Annotated in this window: 22 protein-coding genes; 12 read left to right on the top strand and 10 right to left on the bottom strand. The window is 42.3% G+C overall.

The features are described 5' to 3' along the window. The first annotated feature begins 50 nt into the window (after positions 1 to 50). The 3 genes from V7K60_RS20790 to V7K60_RS20780 all read left to right on the top strand — a co-directional run bounded on the left by V7K60_RS20790 (position 51) and on the right by V7K60_RS20780 (position 1,876). Positions 51 to 536, top strand: a complete 486-nt coding sequence (locus tag V7K60_RS20790) for a hypothetical protein (protein WP_334927907.1) — start codon at positions 51 to 53, stop codon at positions 534 to 536. 202 nt (positions 537 to 738) lie between these two features. Beyond that, on the top strand, positions 739 to 1,350 hold the full coding sequence (locus tag V7K60_RS20785; RefSeq protein ID WP_334927905.1) for a cupin: 612 nt from the start codon (positions 739 to 741) through the stop codon (positions 1,348 to 1,350). Between the two features lie 70 nt (positions 1,351 to 1,420). Next, positions 1,421 to 1,876, top strand: coding sequence for an ArsC/Spx/MgsR family protein (locus V7K60_RS20780; RefSeq protein WP_334927903.1), 456 nt, complete (start codon positions 1,421 to 1,423; stop codon positions 1,874 to 1,876). Positions 1,877 to 1,994: 118 nt separating this feature from the next. Here V7K60_RS20780 and V7K60_RS20775 read toward each other — a convergent pair whose 3' ends face one another. The 3 genes from V7K60_RS20775 to V7K60_RS20765 all read right to left on the bottom strand — a co-directional run bounded on the left by V7K60_RS20775 (position 1,995) and on the right by V7K60_RS20765 (position 5,533). Further along, positions 1,995 to 3,074, bottom strand: coding sequence for a fatty acid desaturase (locus V7K60_RS20775; protein ID WP_334927901.1), 1,080 nt, complete (start codon positions 3,072 to 3,074; stop codon positions 1,995 to 1,997). 222 nt (positions 3,075 to 3,296) lie between these two features. After that, positions 3,297 to 4,349 (bottom strand): fatty acid desaturase, encoded by a 1,053-nt coding sequence (locus V7K60_RS20770; RefSeq protein WP_334927899.1) that lies wholly within the window; start codon positions 4,347 to 4,349, stop codon positions 3,297 to 3,299. Between the two features lie 362 nt (positions 4,350 to 4,711). Beyond that, complete coding sequence (locus tag V7K60_RS20765; RefSeq protein WP_334927897.1) at positions 4,712 to 5,533, bottom strand: acyl-CoA desaturase; 822 nt, start codon at positions 5,531 to 5,533, stop codon at positions 4,712 to 4,714. 90 nt (positions 5,534 to 5,623) lie between these two features. On the opposite strand from V7K60_RS20765, the gene V7K60_RS20760 reads away from it, so the two are divergent. The 3 genes from V7K60_RS20760 to V7K60_RS20750 all read left to right on the top strand — a co-directional run bounded on the left by V7K60_RS20760 (position 5,624) and on the right by V7K60_RS20750 (position 7,976). Then, positions 5,624 to 6,856 carry a methionine gamma-lyase family protein gene (locus tag V7K60_RS20760; protein ID WP_334927895.1) on the top strand — a complete coding sequence of 411 codons (1,233 nt, stop codon included), beginning with the start codon at positions 5,624 to 5,626 and terminating at the stop codon, positions 6,854 to 6,856. Positions 6,857 to 6,935: 79 nt separating this feature from the next. Continuing rightward, positions 6,936 to 7,061: a hypothetical protein gene (locus V7K60_RS20755; RefSeq protein WP_334927893.1), complete on the top strand. Its 126-nt coding sequence runs from the start codon at positions 6,936 to 6,938 to the stop codon at positions 7,059 to 7,061. 66 nt (positions 7,062 to 7,127) lie between these two features. Next, positions 7,128 to 7,976: an alpha/beta fold hydrolase gene (locus V7K60_RS20750; protein WP_334927891.1), complete on the top strand. Its 849-nt coding sequence runs from the start codon at positions 7,128 to 7,130 to the stop codon at positions 7,974 to 7,976. A 174-nt stretch (positions 7,977 to 8,150) separates the two neighbouring features. On the opposite strand, the gene V7K60_RS20745 is transcribed toward V7K60_RS20750, so the two are convergent. The 5 genes from V7K60_RS20745 to carA all read right to left on the bottom strand — a co-directional run bounded on the left by V7K60_RS20745 (position 8,151) and on the right by carA (position 12,609). Beyond that, positions 8,151 to 8,453: a DUF1816 domain-containing protein gene (locus V7K60_RS20745; protein WP_334927890.1), complete on the bottom strand. Its 303-nt coding sequence runs from the start codon at positions 8,451 to 8,453 to the stop codon at positions 8,151 to 8,153. Positions 8,454 to 8,539: 86 nt separating this feature from the next. Then, on the bottom strand, positions 8,540 to 9,670 hold the full coding sequence (rlmB, locus tag V7K60_RS20740; protein WP_334927888.1) for a 23S rRNA (guanosine(2251)-2'-O)-methyltransferase RlmB: 1,131 nt from the start codon (positions 9,668 to 9,670) through the stop codon (positions 8,540 to 8,542). Positions 9,671 to 9,762: 92 nt separating this feature from the next. Beyond that, complete coding sequence (locus tag V7K60_RS20735) at positions 9,763 to 10,242, bottom strand: Mini-ribonuclease 3 (protein WP_334927886.1); 480 nt, start codon at positions 10,240 to 10,242, stop codon at positions 9,763 to 9,765. Positions 10,243 to 10,821: 579 nt separating this feature from the next. Beyond that, positions 10,822 to 11,187, bottom strand: a complete 366-nt coding sequence (locus V7K60_RS20730; RefSeq protein ID WP_084227153.1) for an STAS domain-containing protein — start codon at positions 11,185 to 11,187, stop codon at positions 10,822 to 10,824. A 255-nt stretch (positions 11,188 to 11,442) separates the two neighbouring features. Continuing rightward, the gene (carA, locus tag V7K60_RS20725; RefSeq protein ID WP_334927884.1) at positions 11,443 to 12,609 is read right to left on the bottom strand and encodes a glutamine-hydrolyzing carbamoyl-phosphate synthase small subunit; all 1,167 of its coding nucleotides are present in this window, start codon (positions 12,607 to 12,609) and stop codon (positions 11,443 to 11,445) included. Positions 12,610 to 12,889: 280 nt separating this feature from the next. Here carA and V7K60_RS20720 point away from each other — a divergent pair, with 280 nt between their 5' ends. Next, a complete protein-coding gene (locus V7K60_RS20720; RefSeq protein ID WP_334927882.1) occupies positions 12,890 to 13,930 on the top strand; it encodes a retropepsin-like aspartic protease family protein in 1,041 nt (346 codons plus the stop codon). Here the strand turns inward: V7K60_RS20720 and trpD are convergent. Then, entirely contained in the window at positions 13,860 to 14,927 is a 1,068-nt protein-coding gene (gene trpD, locus V7K60_RS20715) for an anthranilate phosphoribosyltransferase (RefSeq protein ID WP_334927880.1), read from the bottom strand. The genes V7K60_RS20720 and trpD overlap by 71 nt on opposite strands. 173 nt (positions 14,928 to 15,100) lie before the next feature. Between trpD and V7K60_RS20710 the strand changes: the two genes are divergently transcribed. The 5 genes from V7K60_RS20710 to V7K60_RS20690 all read left to right on the top strand — a co-directional run bounded on the left by V7K60_RS20710 (position 15,101) and on the right by V7K60_RS20690 (position 18,178). After that, positions 15,101 to 15,421, top strand: coding sequence for an ArsR/SmtB family transcription factor (locus tag V7K60_RS20710; protein ID WP_334927878.1), 321 nt, complete (start codon positions 15,101 to 15,103; stop codon positions 15,419 to 15,421). Continuing rightward, the gene (locus V7K60_RS20705; protein WP_334927876.1) at positions 15,421 to 15,990 is read left to right on the top strand and encodes an SRPBCC family protein; all 570 of its coding nucleotides are present in this window, start codon (positions 15,421 to 15,423) and stop codon (positions 15,988 to 15,990) included. Before V7K60_RS20710 ends, V7K60_RS20705 begins: the two co-directional genes overlap by 1 nt. Positions 15,991 to 16,113: 123 nt before the next feature. Further along, positions 16,114 to 16,422 carry a cupin domain-containing protein gene (locus tag V7K60_RS20700; protein ID WP_334927874.1) on the top strand — a complete coding sequence of 103 codons (309 nt, stop codon included), beginning with the start codon at positions 16,114 to 16,116 and terminating at the stop codon, positions 16,420 to 16,422. Positions 16,423 to 16,511: 89 nt separating this feature from the next. Beyond that, positions 16,512 to 17,156 (top strand): ATP-dependent Clp endopeptidase proteolytic subunit ClpP, encoded by a 645-nt coding sequence (gene clpP / locus V7K60_RS20695; RefSeq protein ID WP_334927872.1) that lies wholly within the window; start codon positions 16,512 to 16,514, stop codon positions 17,154 to 17,156. Next, entirely contained in the window at positions 17,153 to 18,178 is a 1,026-nt protein-coding gene (locus V7K60_RS20690; protein ID WP_334927870.1) for an NAD-dependent epimerase/dehydratase family protein, read from the top strand. Before clpP ends, V7K60_RS20690 begins: the two co-directional genes overlap by 4 nt. Here V7K60_RS20690 and V7K60_RS20685 read toward each other — a convergent pair. After that, entirely contained in the window at positions 18,139 to 18,984 is an 846-nt protein-coding gene (locus V7K60_RS20685) for a DNA adenine methylase (RefSeq protein ID WP_334927868.1), read from the bottom strand. The two genes, V7K60_RS20690 and V7K60_RS20685, sit on opposite strands and share 40 nt — an antisense overlap. Positions 18,985 to 18,998 lie beyond the last annotated feature (14 nt).

Raw genomic sequence — 18,998 nt, 5'->3', positions numbered from 1 at the left:
TACAACTTCCAACTCCTAACTCCTAACTCCTAACTATCTAGGAGTAGATTATGCAAGCTAGTACAAACCAATTTTCATGGTTCCAGGTTCCAGAGGATATCAAAAATTTATTAGTTTTAGCTGCACAAAACTGGGAGAATACATCAGAATCGGAAAAGTATATTCAACAAGCTTTAGCCGAAACTGGTGAAAATACAGATGTCTTGGTAGCAGCATATAGATATTTCTATTATAAAAATAATTATTCTCTTGCTTTGCAAACAACAGTTAAATTATTAGATAAAATTAAAGAACGAGAGAAACTTCCTGATGACTGGGAGCAACTTAAGCCGATATTAGTCAATCGCAAAGAAGACCCACAAATCCGATTGTACTTAAATGCTTATGCCGCTTCTGGATTAGTCCTAGCAAATTTAGGTGAAATTGAGCAAGCAAAAGAAATCAGCGCCAAAGTCAAAGAAATAGACGAAAAGAATGATTTCGGAGCCGGAATTCTCCTAGATATTTTGACACGTCCAGCAGAAGAAGATGATTAATTAGTCAAGAATCAAGGTGAACAATCATGAACAATTGGTTATCTACTACATCGTATTCCTCTTACTCCCTCTTGGGAGCGGGTACTAATAGTAACTCTATCATTCCTCCTCTTAACGTACCGACTAAAGTTGACGTAGGCAGTCTTCCTAATGTATCTCCAATCGTTGTCCTCCAATCTTATCGGCTATCAATTTAAAAGTTATGAAAGGTAAGGATTGGCTGCTAACGGGGGACGGTCAGTATCAAGCCTGTAAATCTGTGAGAGCATGGGATTTATTGAGAGAAAATTACCGCCTTTATCGGTTTTTAACTGAGGTGGAAGATGTTCTCAATAGCGTTGACGACCAAGCCAGTCGTCTACCAGAACTTCAGATGCTCGTAAGGCGCTTGATAGTAAATTCTTACTGGGTGCGAAGTCAATATTTAGAGCCTTCGCCCAAAACGGGAACCTCTGTTTCGCTCCTATACGATGAATTGGGTTTTCCGTTGACAGTGCAAACAGTAACATTTGCACCGGGAACCCGATCAACCATTCATAATCATGGGACATGGGGAATAGTAGCGGTGTTAAAAGGTCAGGAAAAAAACACTTTTTGGCAACGCACCCATAGCCCAGAATTTCAGGACAAAATTGAACAAACGGGAGAGTTAACTCTATTTCCAGGGGATATTATCAGCTTTACTCCCGATGCAATTCACTGTGTAGAAGCAATGGGTGATGAACCAACCGTGACTTTTAATGTCTACGGCGAAACCGATCCGAATGAAAGATTTGAGTTTGATCCGGTTAAATATAGTGCTAAAAACTTTTAGCACCATCTGATAGGGGCGCGCAGCTATGCGCCCCCAAAAACGAATTGTATTCCACTAAGAGGTAGTTAAAATGGCAAGAGTAATTTTCTATAGCAAACCAGGCTGTAAAGGTGGTACTAAGCAAAAAGTTTTACTAACAGCTGCTGGACATGAGGTGATCCCATACAATCTGTTAACAGAACCTTGGACAGTTGAGCAGTTGCGTTCATTTTTTGGCGATCGCCCCGTTGCCGAATGGTTTAATCTTTCCTCCCCCAAGATAAAATCTGGTGAAATAGTTCCTGAAAAAACTGATGCCCAAACCGCTTTGCAGTTGATGCTGAAAGAGCCACTGTTGATTCGCCGTCCTTTGTTAGAAATAGGCGAGCGCCGCGAGGTAGGATTCGATGTAGAAAAGATTGATGCTTGGATTGGCTTAAAGCCTGTGGATGATTCTTTGCAGGAAATCAGCCAAAGCCTGATGAAGCAAGATTTGCAAAACTGCTCCCACGGTCACGATCATAATCATCATCACCATAATCATTAGGGTGGCTGTAACCATCATGGTGAACAATATCAAAAGCAAGACAGCTTATAGTTATTAGACTTCTTGCATGAATCAAAATCCCTCTCCCAAGCTTGGGAGAGGGACTTTGAAATTGGCTTTAGTCTTTAGCTAATTTGTTGTTGGATGTGTAGTAAACTTTACTACCAGTATCAGGTACAAAATGACAGCTGATACATGACTCCCATAATGACTTCCAAATCGGTTCTTCCGATTTGTGGAAATACTCACCCATCACTGGTTTTATTGCCTCAGTTGCCTTCAGCAAATTGTAGTGAGGTATGTTAAGAAATATATGGTGAGCAACATGAGTACCGATATCGTGATGGATATGATTAACCAAACCATAATCACGGTCAATACTAGAAATTGCGCCTTTCAGGAAAGTCCAATCTTCTCCCCGATACCAAGGAAGCTCTGGCTCAGTGTGGTGCAAGAATGTCACCAAATCTAGCCAAATTATGAACACAAGGTAGGGCACAGCATAATATTTCAGCAACCACATCCAACCCCATTGGTAGGTGAGGAAACCCAGCAGACCTACCATGCCAATCAAAAGTACAGTACTAGTGATGACATCCCATTTTTCTGATGCTTTGAAAAGCGGACTGCTGGGCAAGAAGTGAGAGCCTTCTTTATTAGGAGAACGCTTAAACAAATACACAGGATAAGCCAATAGAAAAACATAATATCGGCCTATTTTTTGTGCTAAAGGCATATCCTTATATTGTGATTCTGTCACAGGATACCAGCTTTCATCGTTATCAATATTGCCAGTATTTTTGTGATGGGTTCTATGGCTGATTCGCCAACCATGATAAGGAACAAGTATTGGTGTGTGAGAAAGATGTCCAATCAAATCATTGAGCCATTTATGCTTAGAAAAAGATTGGTGTCCGCAGTCATGTCCGACTACAAACAAAGCCCAAAACATCGTTCCTTGCATTAGCCAGAAAATCGGGAAGAAAAGCCAAGAATCTAGGTAATTAGCTACTGCATAAAGCAGACCGATAATCAAGATGTCACGAAAAAAGTAAAAAAGTGATTTTGTCACATTGGGCTGAAAACATTCCGCAGGGATTGCAGCTTTTAAATCTTGAAGAGTGAAAGGTAATTTAGTGGAATCCTCAGACGTTTTGCAGCCAGCAGGATTATTGAACGTGACGAGATTTGATTGCACTGGATTCTTTTGTTGGATATAAATCGGAACTTTATTTGAGACAAAATTATCTCACCTCTAGGATGCCCACGAAACTAGCGATCGCTAACAGCAAAGAAGATAATTTTTGGCAATTTACTTAACAATTTTTAGTTAGTAAAAAGTCGCCAAATTCTATTTAGACACAGCATGATAAACGCTCTCGTTGGTGGTTCAAGAGCGTCAGTGTAGTCACAGTGCTATTTATTGCTCTGTATAATATTCGTCGAAAGTCTTATAGCCAACATCAGTTGTGTATAGTTGACATTGGTCTGTAATCTGTTTCATTAAAGGCCAAGAAAACTGATACTCATCATGTAAATAAGGCTCCCAATTTTCTTTGATGCTGCTGTAAGCTAACCGCAAATTATAAGAAGGAATAGCAGTGGAAATATGATGAGGGACATGAACATTGATATCGTGGCACAGGATTTCTACCCAACGCGGATAATCACAATGAATAGTTCCAGATAGCTGTGCTACAGCTTCGTTCCACTTGTTCGCTGTCGTAAAAGGAACATCTGCGGCAGTGTGGTGAACAATAGTAAAAGTACTCATCCAAAAATGGTAAATCATCCAGGGCACTAGCCAAAATTTGACAAAGCCCCAGATACCAGTTATGGCGATGAGAATCGGGAAAGCGATCGCTGCAAACGCAACTACTACAGCCACAGACAGCTTGATACTAGATTGGTCTTTGGTTTTAAAGTTCCGCCAATCAAAATGCACTACAGCCCAATGTCCAATGGAACCTACCCACCAGAAGCGTTTACGCATGAACAGTTCAAAAGCAGACTGTCGGGTTTTATCCCAACTTTCAAACACTTCTGGTCTAATTGGATGCCAAGCGTTGTCCTCATCCAGCTTGTTGGTATGAGTATGGTGGTAATTATGCTTAATGCGCCAACTGTGAAAAGGATAAATTAACGGCGTCATGAAAAAGTGCCCCACCAAATCATTTACCCAACGACGTTTGGCAAATGACCTGTGACCACAATCATGGCCAATTACAAAAAAACCTGTTAAAGCAGTGCCCGTAAAAATCCAAGCTAGGGGCAAGAGAAACCAAGGAGTGATAATCAGGCTGTAATAGCCCAAAGCGACTGCCAAGACACTCAGCAGGACTTGTGTCCAAGCTTTGCGACGGTTCTGCTGAAAACATTCCCGTGGTAGGGTTTTGACAATATCTTTGAGCCGGAAGTCGGAATTACTAGGCTCGTCACTTAGTTTCTGGCTATTAATTATTGATGTAGTCATGGACACCTAAAAAACAACAAACTCCTCCACCAAGTCACCAAAAAGTAACTTGCCGTAAAAATTCTTCACATTAGCGCTTCGGATTATAGCAACCTAACCGACACAAGCGCACCCGTAAGTAAATAGCTTTTTGAAAAGTTAGGAGTTAGAAGCGATCAATTAAAAATGTTACACATCCTAACTCCTGTACAAACGCGATTAATGAGCCAGCGCGTTGCGGTGAGGGGGTCGCAGTCTTGGCGGTTCCCGTCGATTGCGAACCCCCGAACCCGAAGGGGGGTTTCCACGCCACTTCCTTCAAGTCGGGCATTGCCCGCCCAACGGAGTGGCTCCCCGTTGTAGCAACTGGCGTCGCATCTCTCCTAACTAACTTTTGTTGGGGCCAACTTTACATTAGTAGCCAGACCAACTGCTTGTAGCAATTGAACTGTGATCCAGGTTAAATCGATTTCCCACCATTCCAGCCCATGACGAGCTGAGTATTGAAAAGCATGATGGTTATTATGCCAGCCTTCACCGAAAACTAGTAAGGCTACCCACCAGCAATTAGTCGATCTATCACTAGAATCATAACTACGATAGCCAAATTTATGAGTCGCGCTGTTCACCAACCAAGTGCAGTGGTAAACCCAGACAATGCGAACAAAAATTCCCCAGACAACAAATGACCAGCCACCCAGAAGCAAAAGCAATACGCCTAGAGCAACCTGGATCAAAATGAAATATTTTTCTAAAAACTGATAAACTGGGTCTTCGGCAATGTCTTTGGTGAAACGAGGAACATCAGCATGAGCGGGACAGTAGTGAATCAGCCAATCCATGTGGCTCCACCAGAAGCCTTTATTAGAATCATGGGGATCGGCATCAGTATCAGAGTTTAAATGATGAATGCGATGTGTCCCAATCCACTCAATTGGACCTCCTTGACACGAAAGTGTCCCAAAGAAAACCAGGAGATACTCTAGCCACTTGGGAGTTTGAAAACTGCGATGAGTAACAAGGCGGTGAAATCCTAGAGTAACTCCTAAACCACCTGTTACCCAGTACAGCAATAAACCTACACCAACTGCCGTCCAGCTAAAGTTACCAGGAACAAAGGCAAATAAAGCGCCAATGTGCAGTCCAATGAAAAACAGGGTATTGACCCAGTTAATTTGAGGTTTAGTTGAGGTAGCAATTGTCATGCAGTAACCTGAATTTTAATTTTCCAGCCTAGTCTGCGCGATCTAAAAATCCGCATATCTATAATTTAATTTTTTTTGAACGAGGAACTGATGAACAGCTTAGAACAGCTGCGGCAAGCAGAACAGGCACTATTAGAAATTTTTTCTGGTATTGACGCTCAGGTCAAGCATAATCTAAAACGAGTGCTGGATGCCTTTCGTAATCACCGTGTAGGCGCACACCACTTTGCTGGTGTAAGTGGCTATGGTCACGATGATTTAGGACGAGAAACTTTAGATAAAGTTTTTGCCGAAGTTATGGGTGCCGAAGCTGCTGCGGTGCGAGTGCAGTTCGTTTCGGGAACTCATGCGATCGCTTGTGCTTTGTTTGGTGTTCTCCGTCCTGGAGATGAAATGTTAGCAGTGGTCGGTTCTCCCTACGATACGCTTGAAGAAGTCATTGGTTTACGGGGTCAAGGTCAAGGCTCTCTAATCGAGTTTGGCATAAATTACCGCCAATTAGAGCTAACCTCCGAAGGAACTATAGATTGGCAATCTTTAAGTATTAATGTGGCTGAAAACACTCGTTTAGTGTTAATTCAGCGTTCTTGTGGCTATTCTTGGCGTCCTAGTTTATCAATTGCTGATATTGAAAAAATCGTCCACTTAGTCAAACAGCAAAACCCGAACACCGTTTGCTTTGTGGATAATTGCTACGGCGAATTTATTGAAACTAAGGAACCTATATCTGTAGGTGCTGATTTAATTGCAGGGTCATTGATTAAAAATCCTGGTGGCACTATTGTCAGCGCTGGCGGTTATGTCGCCGGTCGCGCCGATTTAGTAGAAGCAGCCGCCTGTCGCCTTACTGCTCCTGGTATCGGTAGTTATGGCGGTGCTACTTTTGACCAAAATCGCTTACTGTTCCAAGGCTTATTTCTGGCTCCGCAAATGGTAGGAGAGGCGATAAAAGGGACGTACTTAACTGGTTATGTATTTGATAAACTCGGTTATCCAGTGAATCCTGCTCCCCTGGCTCCCCGTGGGGATGTAATTCAAGCAATTAAACTTGGTTCAGCCGAAAAGCTAATTGCTTTCTGTAAAGCCATACAACAGCATTCTCCCATAGGTTCCTATCTTGACCCTGTTCCAGATGAAATGCCGGGGTATGAGAGCAAGGTAGTCATGGCTGGGGGGACATTTATTGAAGGGAGTACCTTGGAATTATCGGCAGATGGGCCTTTGCGTGAGCCGTATGTAGTTTATTGCCAGGGGGGGACTCATTGGACTCATGTGGCGATCGCTCTGGAGGCTGCGATCAATGCAGTTGGCAGTAATGCATAGCACATATTCTTTTAGGATATAGTGGCCAAACCGGATTGAAGCAATCCTAGAAAAGACAGCACAAAAGGCTGAAGCGAATATGGTAGCTATAGAAGCGGATAGATGCGCGATTGCCCAACTACGCTCAACCGTAAATTCCTTGTTGCAGGTACGTAACTTTGAAGCGATTGTCACTGAACTTGAGAGAAATCAGACCGGAAATTAAAGGCTTGAGAACTGAAAGTCAACACATTTTAGAACATTTGTTCGGTAGATAGGAGAACGGCAAGTAATGAGCGATCGCCACACCACAACTGCTGCACGTCTCAATGTCTACATCCAAGGTCAAGGATTCCCAATTTTGGGCTTACATGGTCATCCTGGTACTGGTCATAGTCTTTCTGTCTTTACCAATCATTTATCAAAACGCTACAAAACTTTTGCCCCTGATTTACGCGGATACGGCAAAAGTCGCTACAACGGCAATTTTGACATGAATGACCATTTGATTGATTTAGAAGCGCTTCTAGACCGTTTGCAGATTGAAAAGTGCTTAGTATTGGGATGGTCACTTGGAGGTATTCTGGCAATGGAGATGGCATTACGTTTGCCAGAGCGTGTTACTGGGCTGATTTTAGTGGCGACAGCTGCAAAACCCTGTGGCAGTCATCCTCCTATCACTTGGCAAGATAATTTATATACTGGCGTTGCTGCCCTATTGAACTATATAAAACCGAGTTGGCAATGGAATATTGAAACTTTTGGTAAGCGATCGCTTTTCCGCTATCTAATCCAACAACATACATCTATTACTTACAATTACATCGCCAAGGAAGCAGTACCAGCTTATTTGCAAACTTCTCCAGCTGCTACTCGCGCCCTCTATAGTGCAATTCAATCAGGATACAATCGGGTTCTAGATTTACAACAAATACAATGTCCCAGTTTAGTACTTGCTGGTGAACAAGACCGCCACATCACATCTGATTCCAGCTTACAAACTGCTCAACACCTCAACAATTCTCACTGGCAGTGTTATCCCAACACCGCCCATCTTTTTCCGTGGGAGGTTCCCCAGCAGGTGCTAAATGATATTGACCATTGGCTCGAAGTTCATCCGCAGGTAATTGGTAGTCAATAGTCGAAATATTTAATATTTAAAAAATTTTGACTATTGACGAAGAAGAAATAGAGAGGGAAGCTGTGGTGACGCAATGAGTCAAAAAGACGCAATAACCCGCGGTAAAAGAATTTTCTGTGTCTTTCTGTATTTACGTCTTTGCATTAGAGCATCCTTTTCATTCTCTGGCCTAACTTAAATTTGACCGCCAAAGGCAGGCTGTACTTTGCGGTCAAATTTTTCCCCCAAGTCGTCAGCAATTGTTAAGGTATTAGGTTTGCAGCGCTTGACATTCACAACAATTCCCGTAGCTCCTTCGAGTTCCAAATCTTCTATGTATCCTTTGCTTGCTAATGTTGCATCAGAAGAACTTAGAAATGGCCCGAAGTAATACGTGCAACGGGGATTCTGCGTCACAATCTCTACCCACCAAGCCAAGCCGATGTAGTCGAATGTGTTAATTAAGACTTCCTTGAGGTTATGCCAAATGGTTTTCATGGTTTTAGTCGATTTATAAACGTCTACAGGGTGTTAAACGATATGCTGCTTTATTATCTTTTACATTTCTTTATACTCTGTTACTGTTATTTTTTCAAAGAGATTTTTTGCAATTTATCTAAGTGCAGCGTATTTAGCGATCGCTGGCGATAAATCTCATAAAGCGCCATACCTGCTGCTACAGAAGCATTCAGGCTGGGAGTCTTACCTTGTAGAGGAATCGATACTAAAAAATCACAAGAGCGTTGAGTTAACATACTCAGACCTTCACCTTCTGAGCCGATTACCAAAACGATTGGACCAGTGAAATTGACTGTATGCAAAGGTTCGCTGCCACTTGCAGCAGTACCGTAAATCCAAAAGCCAGCTTCTTTTAATTCTTCTAAGGAGCGGCTGAGGTTGACAACTCTAGCTACAGCAAAATTTTCTAAAGCGCCTGCTGCCACTTTCATGACAGTGGAAGTGATCCCAGATGCCCTTCTTTGAGGAATCACCAATCCTTGAGCGCCTATTGCTTCGGCAGTGCGAATAATTGCTCCCAAGTTGTGGGGATCGGTAATTCCGTCAGCCACAACAATTACAGCATCGGTTACAGATTTGCACTGCTCAATTAGATCGGGCAATTCGATGTAAGCGTAGGGAGCAATTTGTGCTGCTACACCTTGGTGATTAGCGCCGTTGGTGAGATAGTCTAAACGCTTGGGTTCAACCTCATCAATAACTGTGCCATTTTCCTTTGCTTGCAAGAGAAAATGGTGAAAGCTGGGATCGTACCGCAGACGGGTAGTAATCCAGAGACGGTTGAGATTGCGCTGATTTTGCAATGCACTCAACACTGGATGACGACCGTAGATGAGATCGTTATCTTCTTCTATCGGTTGTGTAGATACAGACGGCTGGGAGAAGTTGCTATTTCGTTGTCGGGAGTTGCTATAACTGGGGTTGCTATCTATTTTCCGGGGATTGCGATTCGGATTAACAACAGAGATGGTGTTGCCATCTACTTTTTTGGGATTGTGAGTCGGATTAGCAACAGAGATGGTATTGCCATCTACTTTCCTGGGATTGCGAGTTGGATTAGCAACAGAGACGGGTTTGCTATCTACTTTTCTGGGATTGCGAGTCGGATTAGTAACAACACGCTTACCTTTAATTTTTACGGGTTGTCCGCGATTTGGTTCGCTAGAAGTCTTAACTTTTCTGGGTTTATTCTGCATTTGAGTTATGGATATAGCGTATGGTTGATCGTTCCGATTACCTCAATTTTTTGAACCTAATCTAGTGTTGTGGCTACTGCGAAATTGAGTTTTCACTCTTTTTCTAGATGAAGTATTTGCAACAGTTCGGTTAGACGTTGGTAATCGGTGATATATAAGTAGCCTATTAAAGTTTCTAGACTAGTTGCCTGTTGATAAATTTCGGGATTAAGTCGCTTAGGGCGTCCTGTTGCGGCGTTTCTACCCCGTCGGACAATTTCTAATTCGGTATCCCTGAGATGAGGAATCAGCGATCGCAAATGTAGCGCTTGTGTTTCTGCTCTTACCTGCTCCACTACCAGACGATGGTAAATTCCTGACCGCTGCAATGGCAGCAGATAGAACATTCTAACATACAACTCATAAATTGCATCCCCCAAATATGCTAAAGCACTAGGAGAAATTTGTTGCACTTGTGAGAGGGAAATCTGTTGGAATGGCCCTGTGGTTGCCAAGAGTGCTTCAGTCCAAGATAAACTCTGTTTGGGAGTTTCATCTTGTTCATCTAATAGCTCTTCCTCCTGTGACTTCACAAATAAATCATTCCTTGACGGGCTACATTTGGCAGGCATTCTTCGCAAAGACTGATTTTTCTGAAGTATGCCATGATAGTATACTTAGCATAATCAATACTATCAAAATTACTTCTTAATTTCATCTTTTTGATTGAGAGTTGGCATTTTAAATCACCCTGATGTCAACATCTATAAACCAAATTTCGCCTACTTCTTGTGGTCTAAGCCTAAGATAGGGTAAAATTTTAACATCAATTTCACCTTTTTACTTGGTAGCATTGCCATGCTTACGCAGTAAACGACAACTTTTAACTATACAGCATCAAGTCAAGTCTATCTATAAACAAATCTGCTGGCTTTGTATTTCTTACAAATATCTTAGACTTGATTATTTATCCAATATTGTAGCCAAGGATTACATACCCAAGAGTTGGGTGTCTATATCTTTAGTTATTACTCAACTTTAAACATAATAGCTCAACTGGCTTGATGCCTCTCCCACAAGGAGAGAGGTTTTCTGCCAGAAGTTTTAAAAATTAAGCTATCCGATATTGAATCTGGATAGCTAAATTTAACTCTCAGGTCGAGCAATCAAGACTACTTAACGTTTTCTAGAGCGTCTTCAACTGATTTTTGCAGGGAGAGAAACTTCTCTAGGCGAACAAGCTTGACCGTTTGAGTTACGCGGGCATTCGTGACAATTTGCAAAGTGCCATCAGCAGTTTGAGCTTGCTTGGCTAGCTGCACCAGAGCGCCCAAGCCAGAGCTATCAACAAAGTCAATTTGTGAGAGATCCAAAATAATGTGCTTAGGACCCTCGTCTATTTTGCTGCCAAGTGTCTTGCGAAATGTCGGCTCAGAAAAAGCATCTAACAAACCTGTGAGGCGGAATAGCTGACAGTTATCCCGGACTTCACGAGTGCCCCTCAGGCTAACGGTTAGATTCAGTGGCTCAGCAATAATTCCCTCCTCATGAGTTAAAGTGAACGCTCAAGTATAGATGGTTTTTGAGCAAGTTGTCTACAATCTGCTGGAATAGGGGATTGGGTACTGGGGATTGGAAAACTTTTCCTCAGTCATTAGTCCCCAATCTTCCATTTGCATTTTGCTATTTTTATTTAATCCTAGATGCGACAACTTGACTCTTGCTTTTTGCGCCAATTCCAAATTAAAAATGCATAGTTCAAAAATAAATCTTTCATTTTGAATTTTGAATTTTTAATTTGGAATTCCCTGGAGAAGTTGACGTGCTGTTCGCATCGCTTGAACAAATTGCTCAAACAAGTAATCAGCATCGTGTGGGCCAGGACTAGCTTCTGGGTGATACTGTACGGAGAACACAGGTAGAGATTTGTGCCGTACTCCGGCAATGGTGCGATCGTTTAAGTTTAGGTGGCTGATTTCTACAACTGCCGTAGGTAAAGAATCTGGGTCAATAGCAAAACTATGATTTTGACTAGTAATTTCTACCCGTTGTTGTAAACCGGCAGGCTGATTCAAACCACGATGACCAAATTTGAGTTTATAGGTTTCTGCCCCTAGTGCATGACCTAAAATTTGGTGTCCCATACAAATACCAAAGATGGGTTTTTCACTTAATAGGAGAGCTTTGGCAGTTGCAATCCCTTCAGTGACGGCAGCAGGGTCGCCAGGCCCATTAGAAAGAAACACACCATCTGGATTGTATTTGAGAATTTCTTCTGGTGGTGTATCAGCGGGTACAACAATTACCCGACAACCATAACTTACTAAGCGACGCAAGATATTACGTTTGACGCCAAAGTCAAGGGTAACAACGGTAAAGGCTTCCTCAAGATTTTCCGCAGCCTCAGAGTTAAATTCCCAAGCTGGAATTGTGGGATCAGACCATTTATAAGCCGTTGAGGTGGTGACTTCACGAACTAGATTCAATCCTGTCATGTTGGGGGCTGCTAGTATCTGTTCTAACAATTCCGCTTCATCGAGAATGGTTGTAGAAATACCACCATTCATCGCTCCAAACATCCGAATTTTGCGGGTGAGGGCGCGGGTATCAATGCCGTAAATTCCTGGTATTTGGTTTTGTTTGAGGTAGTCAGGTAAAGATTGTGTTGATCGCCAGTTACTTGGACGGTGACAAATATTCCGGGCGATCGCACCCCGCACTTGGGGTCCATCTGATTCTTCATCTTCAAGATTGACGCCAGTATTCCCCAATTCAGGATAGGTAAAAATCACAATCTGACCGCGGTAACTAGGATCGGTCAGGACTTCTTGATAGCCGGTCATACCAGTGTTGAACACCACTTCTCCGATCGCGGTTCCCGTCGCACCAAAAGACCAACCGCGATAAGTGGTTCCATCTGCTAGGACAAGTAAAGCTGGTATTGAGTCAGTCAGGGGCATAGGTGATAGGATTGGGGATTGGGCATGGGGCACTTGTACTGAGTTTACGGTGAGCGCAGTCGAACTGCGACTTGTGCCGAGCGAAGCCGAGGTAAGCCGAAGTATTGGGCATTGGGAAAACTCTTATCGCCTATTCTCCACTCCCTATTCCTTAATACTGCAATTGTTAATTATCCCATGAGTTGAGCAATTAGGATTTTTTAAGATAGTTAATTAAAATTAAAAAGGAATTAAAGCAGCGGGAGTGGATTTGACAAAGCTTGGGCAGTTAAAATTAATTATGCTTCAGTCTTTTTTATCCCGTGCAACCCTAATTTTTGTATCAAGCACTCTAGCGGTTTTGTGCGTTGCCTGTAGTGAAGACAAACTGAACACCGCTATTGGTGGCGATGAGCAACCTACGCCAATTGGGGATCTAGCACCAGTCCAGCCTAGCGTTGAACCAGTAAGACCAGCAGCTACCCCAGAAGCGCAGCCGCTAGATCCGTTTGAAAGTAAACCAAGTCTTTTTGAGATGGGCCGAGACAAAGCTGTTGGCGCTTGGAGTATTAGCCAATCAGCTCAATCTCCAGATGATTGGAAATTGGTGGCGAGTCAGTACCAGGATGCGATCGCGCTGATGCAAAAAGTACGCCGACAAAGCCCAGAATTTGCGATCGCTCAAACCAAAATCACGGAATATCGCCGCCAAGTTAAATATGCCCAACAGCAAGCTAATCCTCGCCCTGTTGCAGTTAGAGTACCTCATAAAATAGTAGTTGTTGTTCCCCAGAGAGAAACCACACCAAAGTTCACTTTACCTCCACGAGAAACAAAACCGTTATCACCAGAGCCAGGTTTGCCATCATCAGCAGTGGTGATTCCCGATGAAGCAGTATTTACAGCCCCGATAAAAAGACGAATTGGTGGTACGCCGATTGTGGAAGTCACCTTCAATGGCCAGCAACAATTTGAGATGATTGTGGATACGGGAGCAAGTGGCACTGTAATTACCCAAGAGATGGCTAATGCTTTGGGAATCGTGACAGTGGGAAAAGCTAAGGCAAACACCGCAAGTTCCAGAGCGGTAGAATTTCCTGTGGGCTATGTTAATTCGATGGCCGTTGGCGGGGTAATAGTAAATAAAATACCAGTTGCGATCGCAGGTGCGGAATTAGAAACTGGACTTTTAGGACATGACTTTTTTGGTAATTATGATGTCACCATTAAGCGTAATATCGTCGAATTCCGTCCGCAATTGCGATCGCAAATCAATTCCCCAGAAACTCAACTAATTGCTCCAACTTCGTCCAAGCAGCCCCACTTTGTAGGATATCCTTAGCGATTGTAATACCCTCGGCATGATTGAGGAATGCGATCGTACCTGCTACTTGCAGCGCCAATGACGCATTTAAGGCAACTGCGTCCTGTTGCGCCTGAGTTCCCTTACCTTGGAGTACCGCCTTGAGAATCAGTGCATTCTCTTGGACATCTCCACCCCGAAGCATACCTATGGTAGCAGGCGTTAGATCCAAATCTAGGGGATTAATAGTAGTTAACTGCACTTCTCCCTCCGATAACACCGCCAAGTCAGTTAAATCTCCTAACCCAGCCTCATCAAGTTTTTCTCGCCCGTGCAGCACAATCGCCTTTTCCTTGCCCAAATTCTGTAAAGCTTCAGCAACAGTTGCCAAAAGTTTGGGAGTGAATAACCCTACCACTTGCCCAGTAGGACGCAAGGGATTTACTAACGGCCCGAGCAAATTAAAAATTGTTCGCACTTTCAAAGTCCGCCGTAATGACGCAACCGCCTTGAGTGCTGGATGCCAACCAGGAGCAAACAAGAAGGTGATCCCGACTTCTTGTAGTGCTGCTTGTACTTTTTCACTAGAGGCACTTAAGTTTACACCCAAGGCTTCCAATACATCTGCACTTCCTGTGAGACTAGACGCTGAACGATTGCCGTGTTTGGCGACAGGTACGCCAGATGCAGCAGCAACAAAAGCAACTGCTGTAGAAATATTGAAAGTTGATGAACCATCTCCACCAGTGCCACAGGTATCAATTACAGTGCTGAGGACTGAGTGCTGAGTGCTGAGTGGCGAACATTGAGATTGTAATACTTCAGCCATACCGGTCAACTCGTCAGCAGAAATGCCTCTAAAGTTCAGCGCTGTTAAAATAGCTCCCGATAACTCTGGGGGAACCGCTTCACTGAGCCATCCTTGCATCAATTCAGCAGCTTGAGCGCGGGACAATGATTGTCCATCTATTAATTGTTGCAACAGAATATACCAGCTAATAGAGGATTTTTGAGCAGGGATTGGGGAAGTTGCCATAGCTAAGGTTTTTGTAGGTATGGGAGCCATCCTATCGAAAAATGAGAAAGTAGCAGCCAAGCTTGGGAAACTAAAATCCAAATCTTTTGCTGTTCCTAGTAGTTGACATTTAAGCAATTACTTATGTATTCTATAAATAGTTAAGCGTTTGCTTAAATATATGGTTAATAGGAATGAGTAGACCTGCTGCCAGTGCGGATGTTTTTGTGGCGATCGCAGATCCCACACGCAGGGCGCTATTGGATCTGTTACGTAGTGGTGAGCAACCAGTCAAAGAACTAGCCCAGCCATTTGCCATGAGTTTGCCAGCGATTTCTCAGCACTTACAGATTCTTTGCGAGGCAGGCTTAGTACAAATGCGGAAAGCAGGGCGACAGCGTTTCTATCGGCTAAACCCGGAGCCATTGAAACAGATATCTGAATGGATTGCTGATTACGAGCAGTTTTGGCAAGAAAAACTCGATGCCCTTGGCAATTATTTGGAGGAAAATTGATGCTCCGATTGAATATGGAAGTGTTCTATCCCTATCCTCCCCAACGGGTTTGGCAGGTACTCACTAACCGTGAGGCATTGGCAGTATGGCTAATGGAAAACGACTTTGAGCCGCGTTTGGGACACAAATTTCGATTTGTGCATTCGACACTGCCAGGGTTGGAGGAAGAAATAGACTGTCAGGTAATTGAACTTGATGAGCCAAGACGACTGGCATTCACTTGGCAAGACAGTATGATGTGCCAGCCTTCAGTTGTTACCTGGACAATCCAACCCGTAGTTGGGGGTACGAAACTTCTACTCGAACATAAAGGTTTGATTCAAAAAGCCATCAAGCTGAATGAACCAATGCAACTTTCTCAACCGTGGCAAGGCAAATTTATGCATGAGTCCAAGGTAGGGATACAGACAGTAATGCCAAATAATCGCAGCACTGTATTTTCATCAATACCTGTTGGTAGATATGAGGCATTAGATAGTATCGTTTTTAGTTATTTTCTTAATGGTGGATGGAACGACAGTTTACATGAAAAGTTACCACAAATTTTAGCTACACTCTGCACAAATTAAAGTGGTAATTCACATATTGCACGTCAATATCTACATTTAAATTCAAAGCTTGGCAATATTATCATTTGTAGTTAGACAAGTATTAGCCAAGCCAAATTAAATTGAGCTTTTGGAAAACTAAATATGAATAAACAGACTTTTGTTGACACAGAAGCTGAAACATGGTTTGAGTTTCAGCCTGTTCCAGGTACAAAATTATTGCCATTAGCTGAACCAGTGCCAAAAGGTTCAATTCATAGACTACAAATGATTGCTGGCACAGTGATTCCAGTTCATTACCATCCTTGTGATGAATATGTTTTTGTCCTGAAAGGAACGATTCAAACTGCTGTATGTGAATGCAAAGCAGGAACATTTTGGTTTACGCCTGCTCATACCCTGAGCTTATTACAATTCGTCTTGGTGAGATGGGAATCTTTGAGGAGGTTATAAAAATCCTAATTTCTTCAAAAAATAGCCTAAGCATTTTATTAAAAAAATAGTTTTTAATGAACATTTTATTTTATTTGGAGATATCAAATATGAATTCTAAAAATCAAATCAGCATCCCAATGATTATTCAACAGTCAGAAAGAGGGGAGCGAGCATTAGACATTTATTCACGCTTACTTGCAGAGCGAATTATCTTTTTGCGAAATGAAGTTACAGACGAGACAGCTAACCTCATCGTTGCCCAAATGCTATTTCTTGATGCTGAAGCTCCAGAGCAAGATATCACATTGTATATTAACAGTCCTGGAGGTTCGGTGACAGCAGGAATGGCTATTTATGATGCCATGAATCAAATTCGTTCAGAAGTGTGTACTGTATGCATCGGTATTGCCGCTTCAATGGGATCATTCTTGCTTGCTGCTGGAAGTCAGGGTAAAAGATATGCTCTACCAAATGCTCGAATTATGATTCATCAACCATTAGGAGGCGCTCAGGGAAAAGCATCTGATATTGAAATTGCAGCCAAAGAAATTTTGTATTTCCGCCAATTAATGAACAAAATACTCGCTGTCAATACAGGTAAATCGCCAGAGCAGATTCAACAGAACTCTGAACGTGACTTTTTCATGAGTCCCGAAGAAGCAAAAGCCTACGGTTTAATTGACAATATTATCTTGAAAACATCTGTATCTATTGAATCTGCAAACAACCTAAATGGATGGAAACCAAAATGAAAATACTCATCATTGGTGGCACAAATTTTATTGGCCCTCCTGTAGTCCGTCAACTGATTACAATGGGTCATGAAGTGAGCGTATTTTATCGGGGAAAAACTACAGCTAACTTACCACCAGGTGTGCATGAAATTTTGGGCGATCGCTCCCATCTTTTGGAGATGAAAAGCAAGTTTAAGCAGCTTTCGCCTCAAGTTGTGGTAGATATGATTGCCTATAACCAACAAGATGCACTAACTCTGATGAACACATTTGAAGGTATTGCCCAGCGTGTTGTTGCGATTAGCAGTATAGATGTGTATCGTGCATACGATGTGCTTTGGGGTAAGGAATCTGATGTTATACCTGTACCACTTACCGAAGATTCGCCCCTGCGCCAACAACTTTATCCATATCGAGAAATACCCTCTAGACCGATCGCTGTGCCAATTGATTATGAAAAGATTCTGGTGGAGCAGATAGTGATGGCATCCAACTTACCCGGAACGATTATACGCCTGCCAATGGTATATGGTTCCAGAGATTTCCGACATCGCCTGTATTCCTATCTTCGGCGGATGGATGATAACCGTTCTGCAATTGTTTTGGAAGACAATATCGCTCAATGGCGTGGCTCTTACGGCTATGTAGAAAATGTAGCGTATGCGATCGCACTAGCAGCAACAAACGAACGCGCAATTAGTCGCATTTATCATGTCGCTGATGTAGAAGCACTTACCGAAGCTCAACGCATCACCAAAATCGGAAAAATAGCAGGATGGCAGGGTAAAGTTGTTATCGTACCTAAAAGCCAGTTACCATCAGAGGGGAAATTGCCTGTCAATACACAGCAAGATTGGTTTGTAGACCCAACTCGTATCCGTCAAGAGTTGGAATATAAGGAAATTGTGCCGTTAGATGAAGCATTGCGGCGAACCATTGATTGGCAGCGGACTCATTCACCTCAAGAACCGCAGCAGTTTGCAGTACCGTGGTTGCTGGACTATGCAATAGAAGATGCGATTTTGTCTAAATTCCCTTGAACTTCATAGTTAGTAATGAATAGCTCTTTTCCTTTAGCTGCACCACTTTGTTTGTAGTTATTCATGCCGTACTGCAATTCCCACTCTGAAATATTAGCCCATTGAAAATTTTCTAGAATTTGCGTTGAGTTGTCGTAGGTAATTAGCCAGCGATGATGACATTGTTGTAAAATTTCAGCAAATCTCTGATGTTCAAAAGAAGTGTGCAAGTCACCATCTTTACCATATAATTTTGATTTTGTAGCACTAAAATATGGTGGATCTAAAAATAAAAATACATCTTTACCTTTTGATTTTAATAGGTGGCTGTAATCCAAATTAGTAATTTGGACATTATTTGACAAAATATCTTCTAACTTTTCTAATCGTTCTATTGAAGAATTGGTAAAGCGCTTATGAAAAGCTTCTTGCGAAAAACCACCTGATTCTACAGTTCCAGAAAAAGTAATTCTGTTAAGGACAAAAAAGCGAACGGCTCTTTGTAAATCAGATAAATTATTGATATCTATCTTAGTCAATTCTGCAAAGAGTAATTTGCCATCTGTATATTTAACCTTAATATCCCGAATCTCTTTAACTAACTGAGCTATATCAGATTGGGCAAATTTCCAGAATAAGAAGAGTTCGTGGTTTAAATCGTTAATCCAAATCTTAATATCAGGAAACTTTTGTCTTAAATAAATGAATACAGAACCACCACCCACAAAAGGTTCTCGAAATTCAGAAAAGCTCTCTGGTAAATATTCAACTATTTGATTTATTGCTTTCGACTTACCACCAGGATATCGTAGAGGACTTTTGAGCATAATTAGAAATTGTC

Origin of the sequence: Nostoc sp. (assembly GCF_036917555.1) — a bacterium.
Lineage (GTDB): Bacteria > Cyanobacteriota > Cyanobacteriia > Cyanobacteriales > Nostocaceae > Nostoc.
The sequence above is the reverse complement of the archived record's forward strand: the minus strand, read 5'-3'. Positions and strand labels throughout refer to the sequence as shown.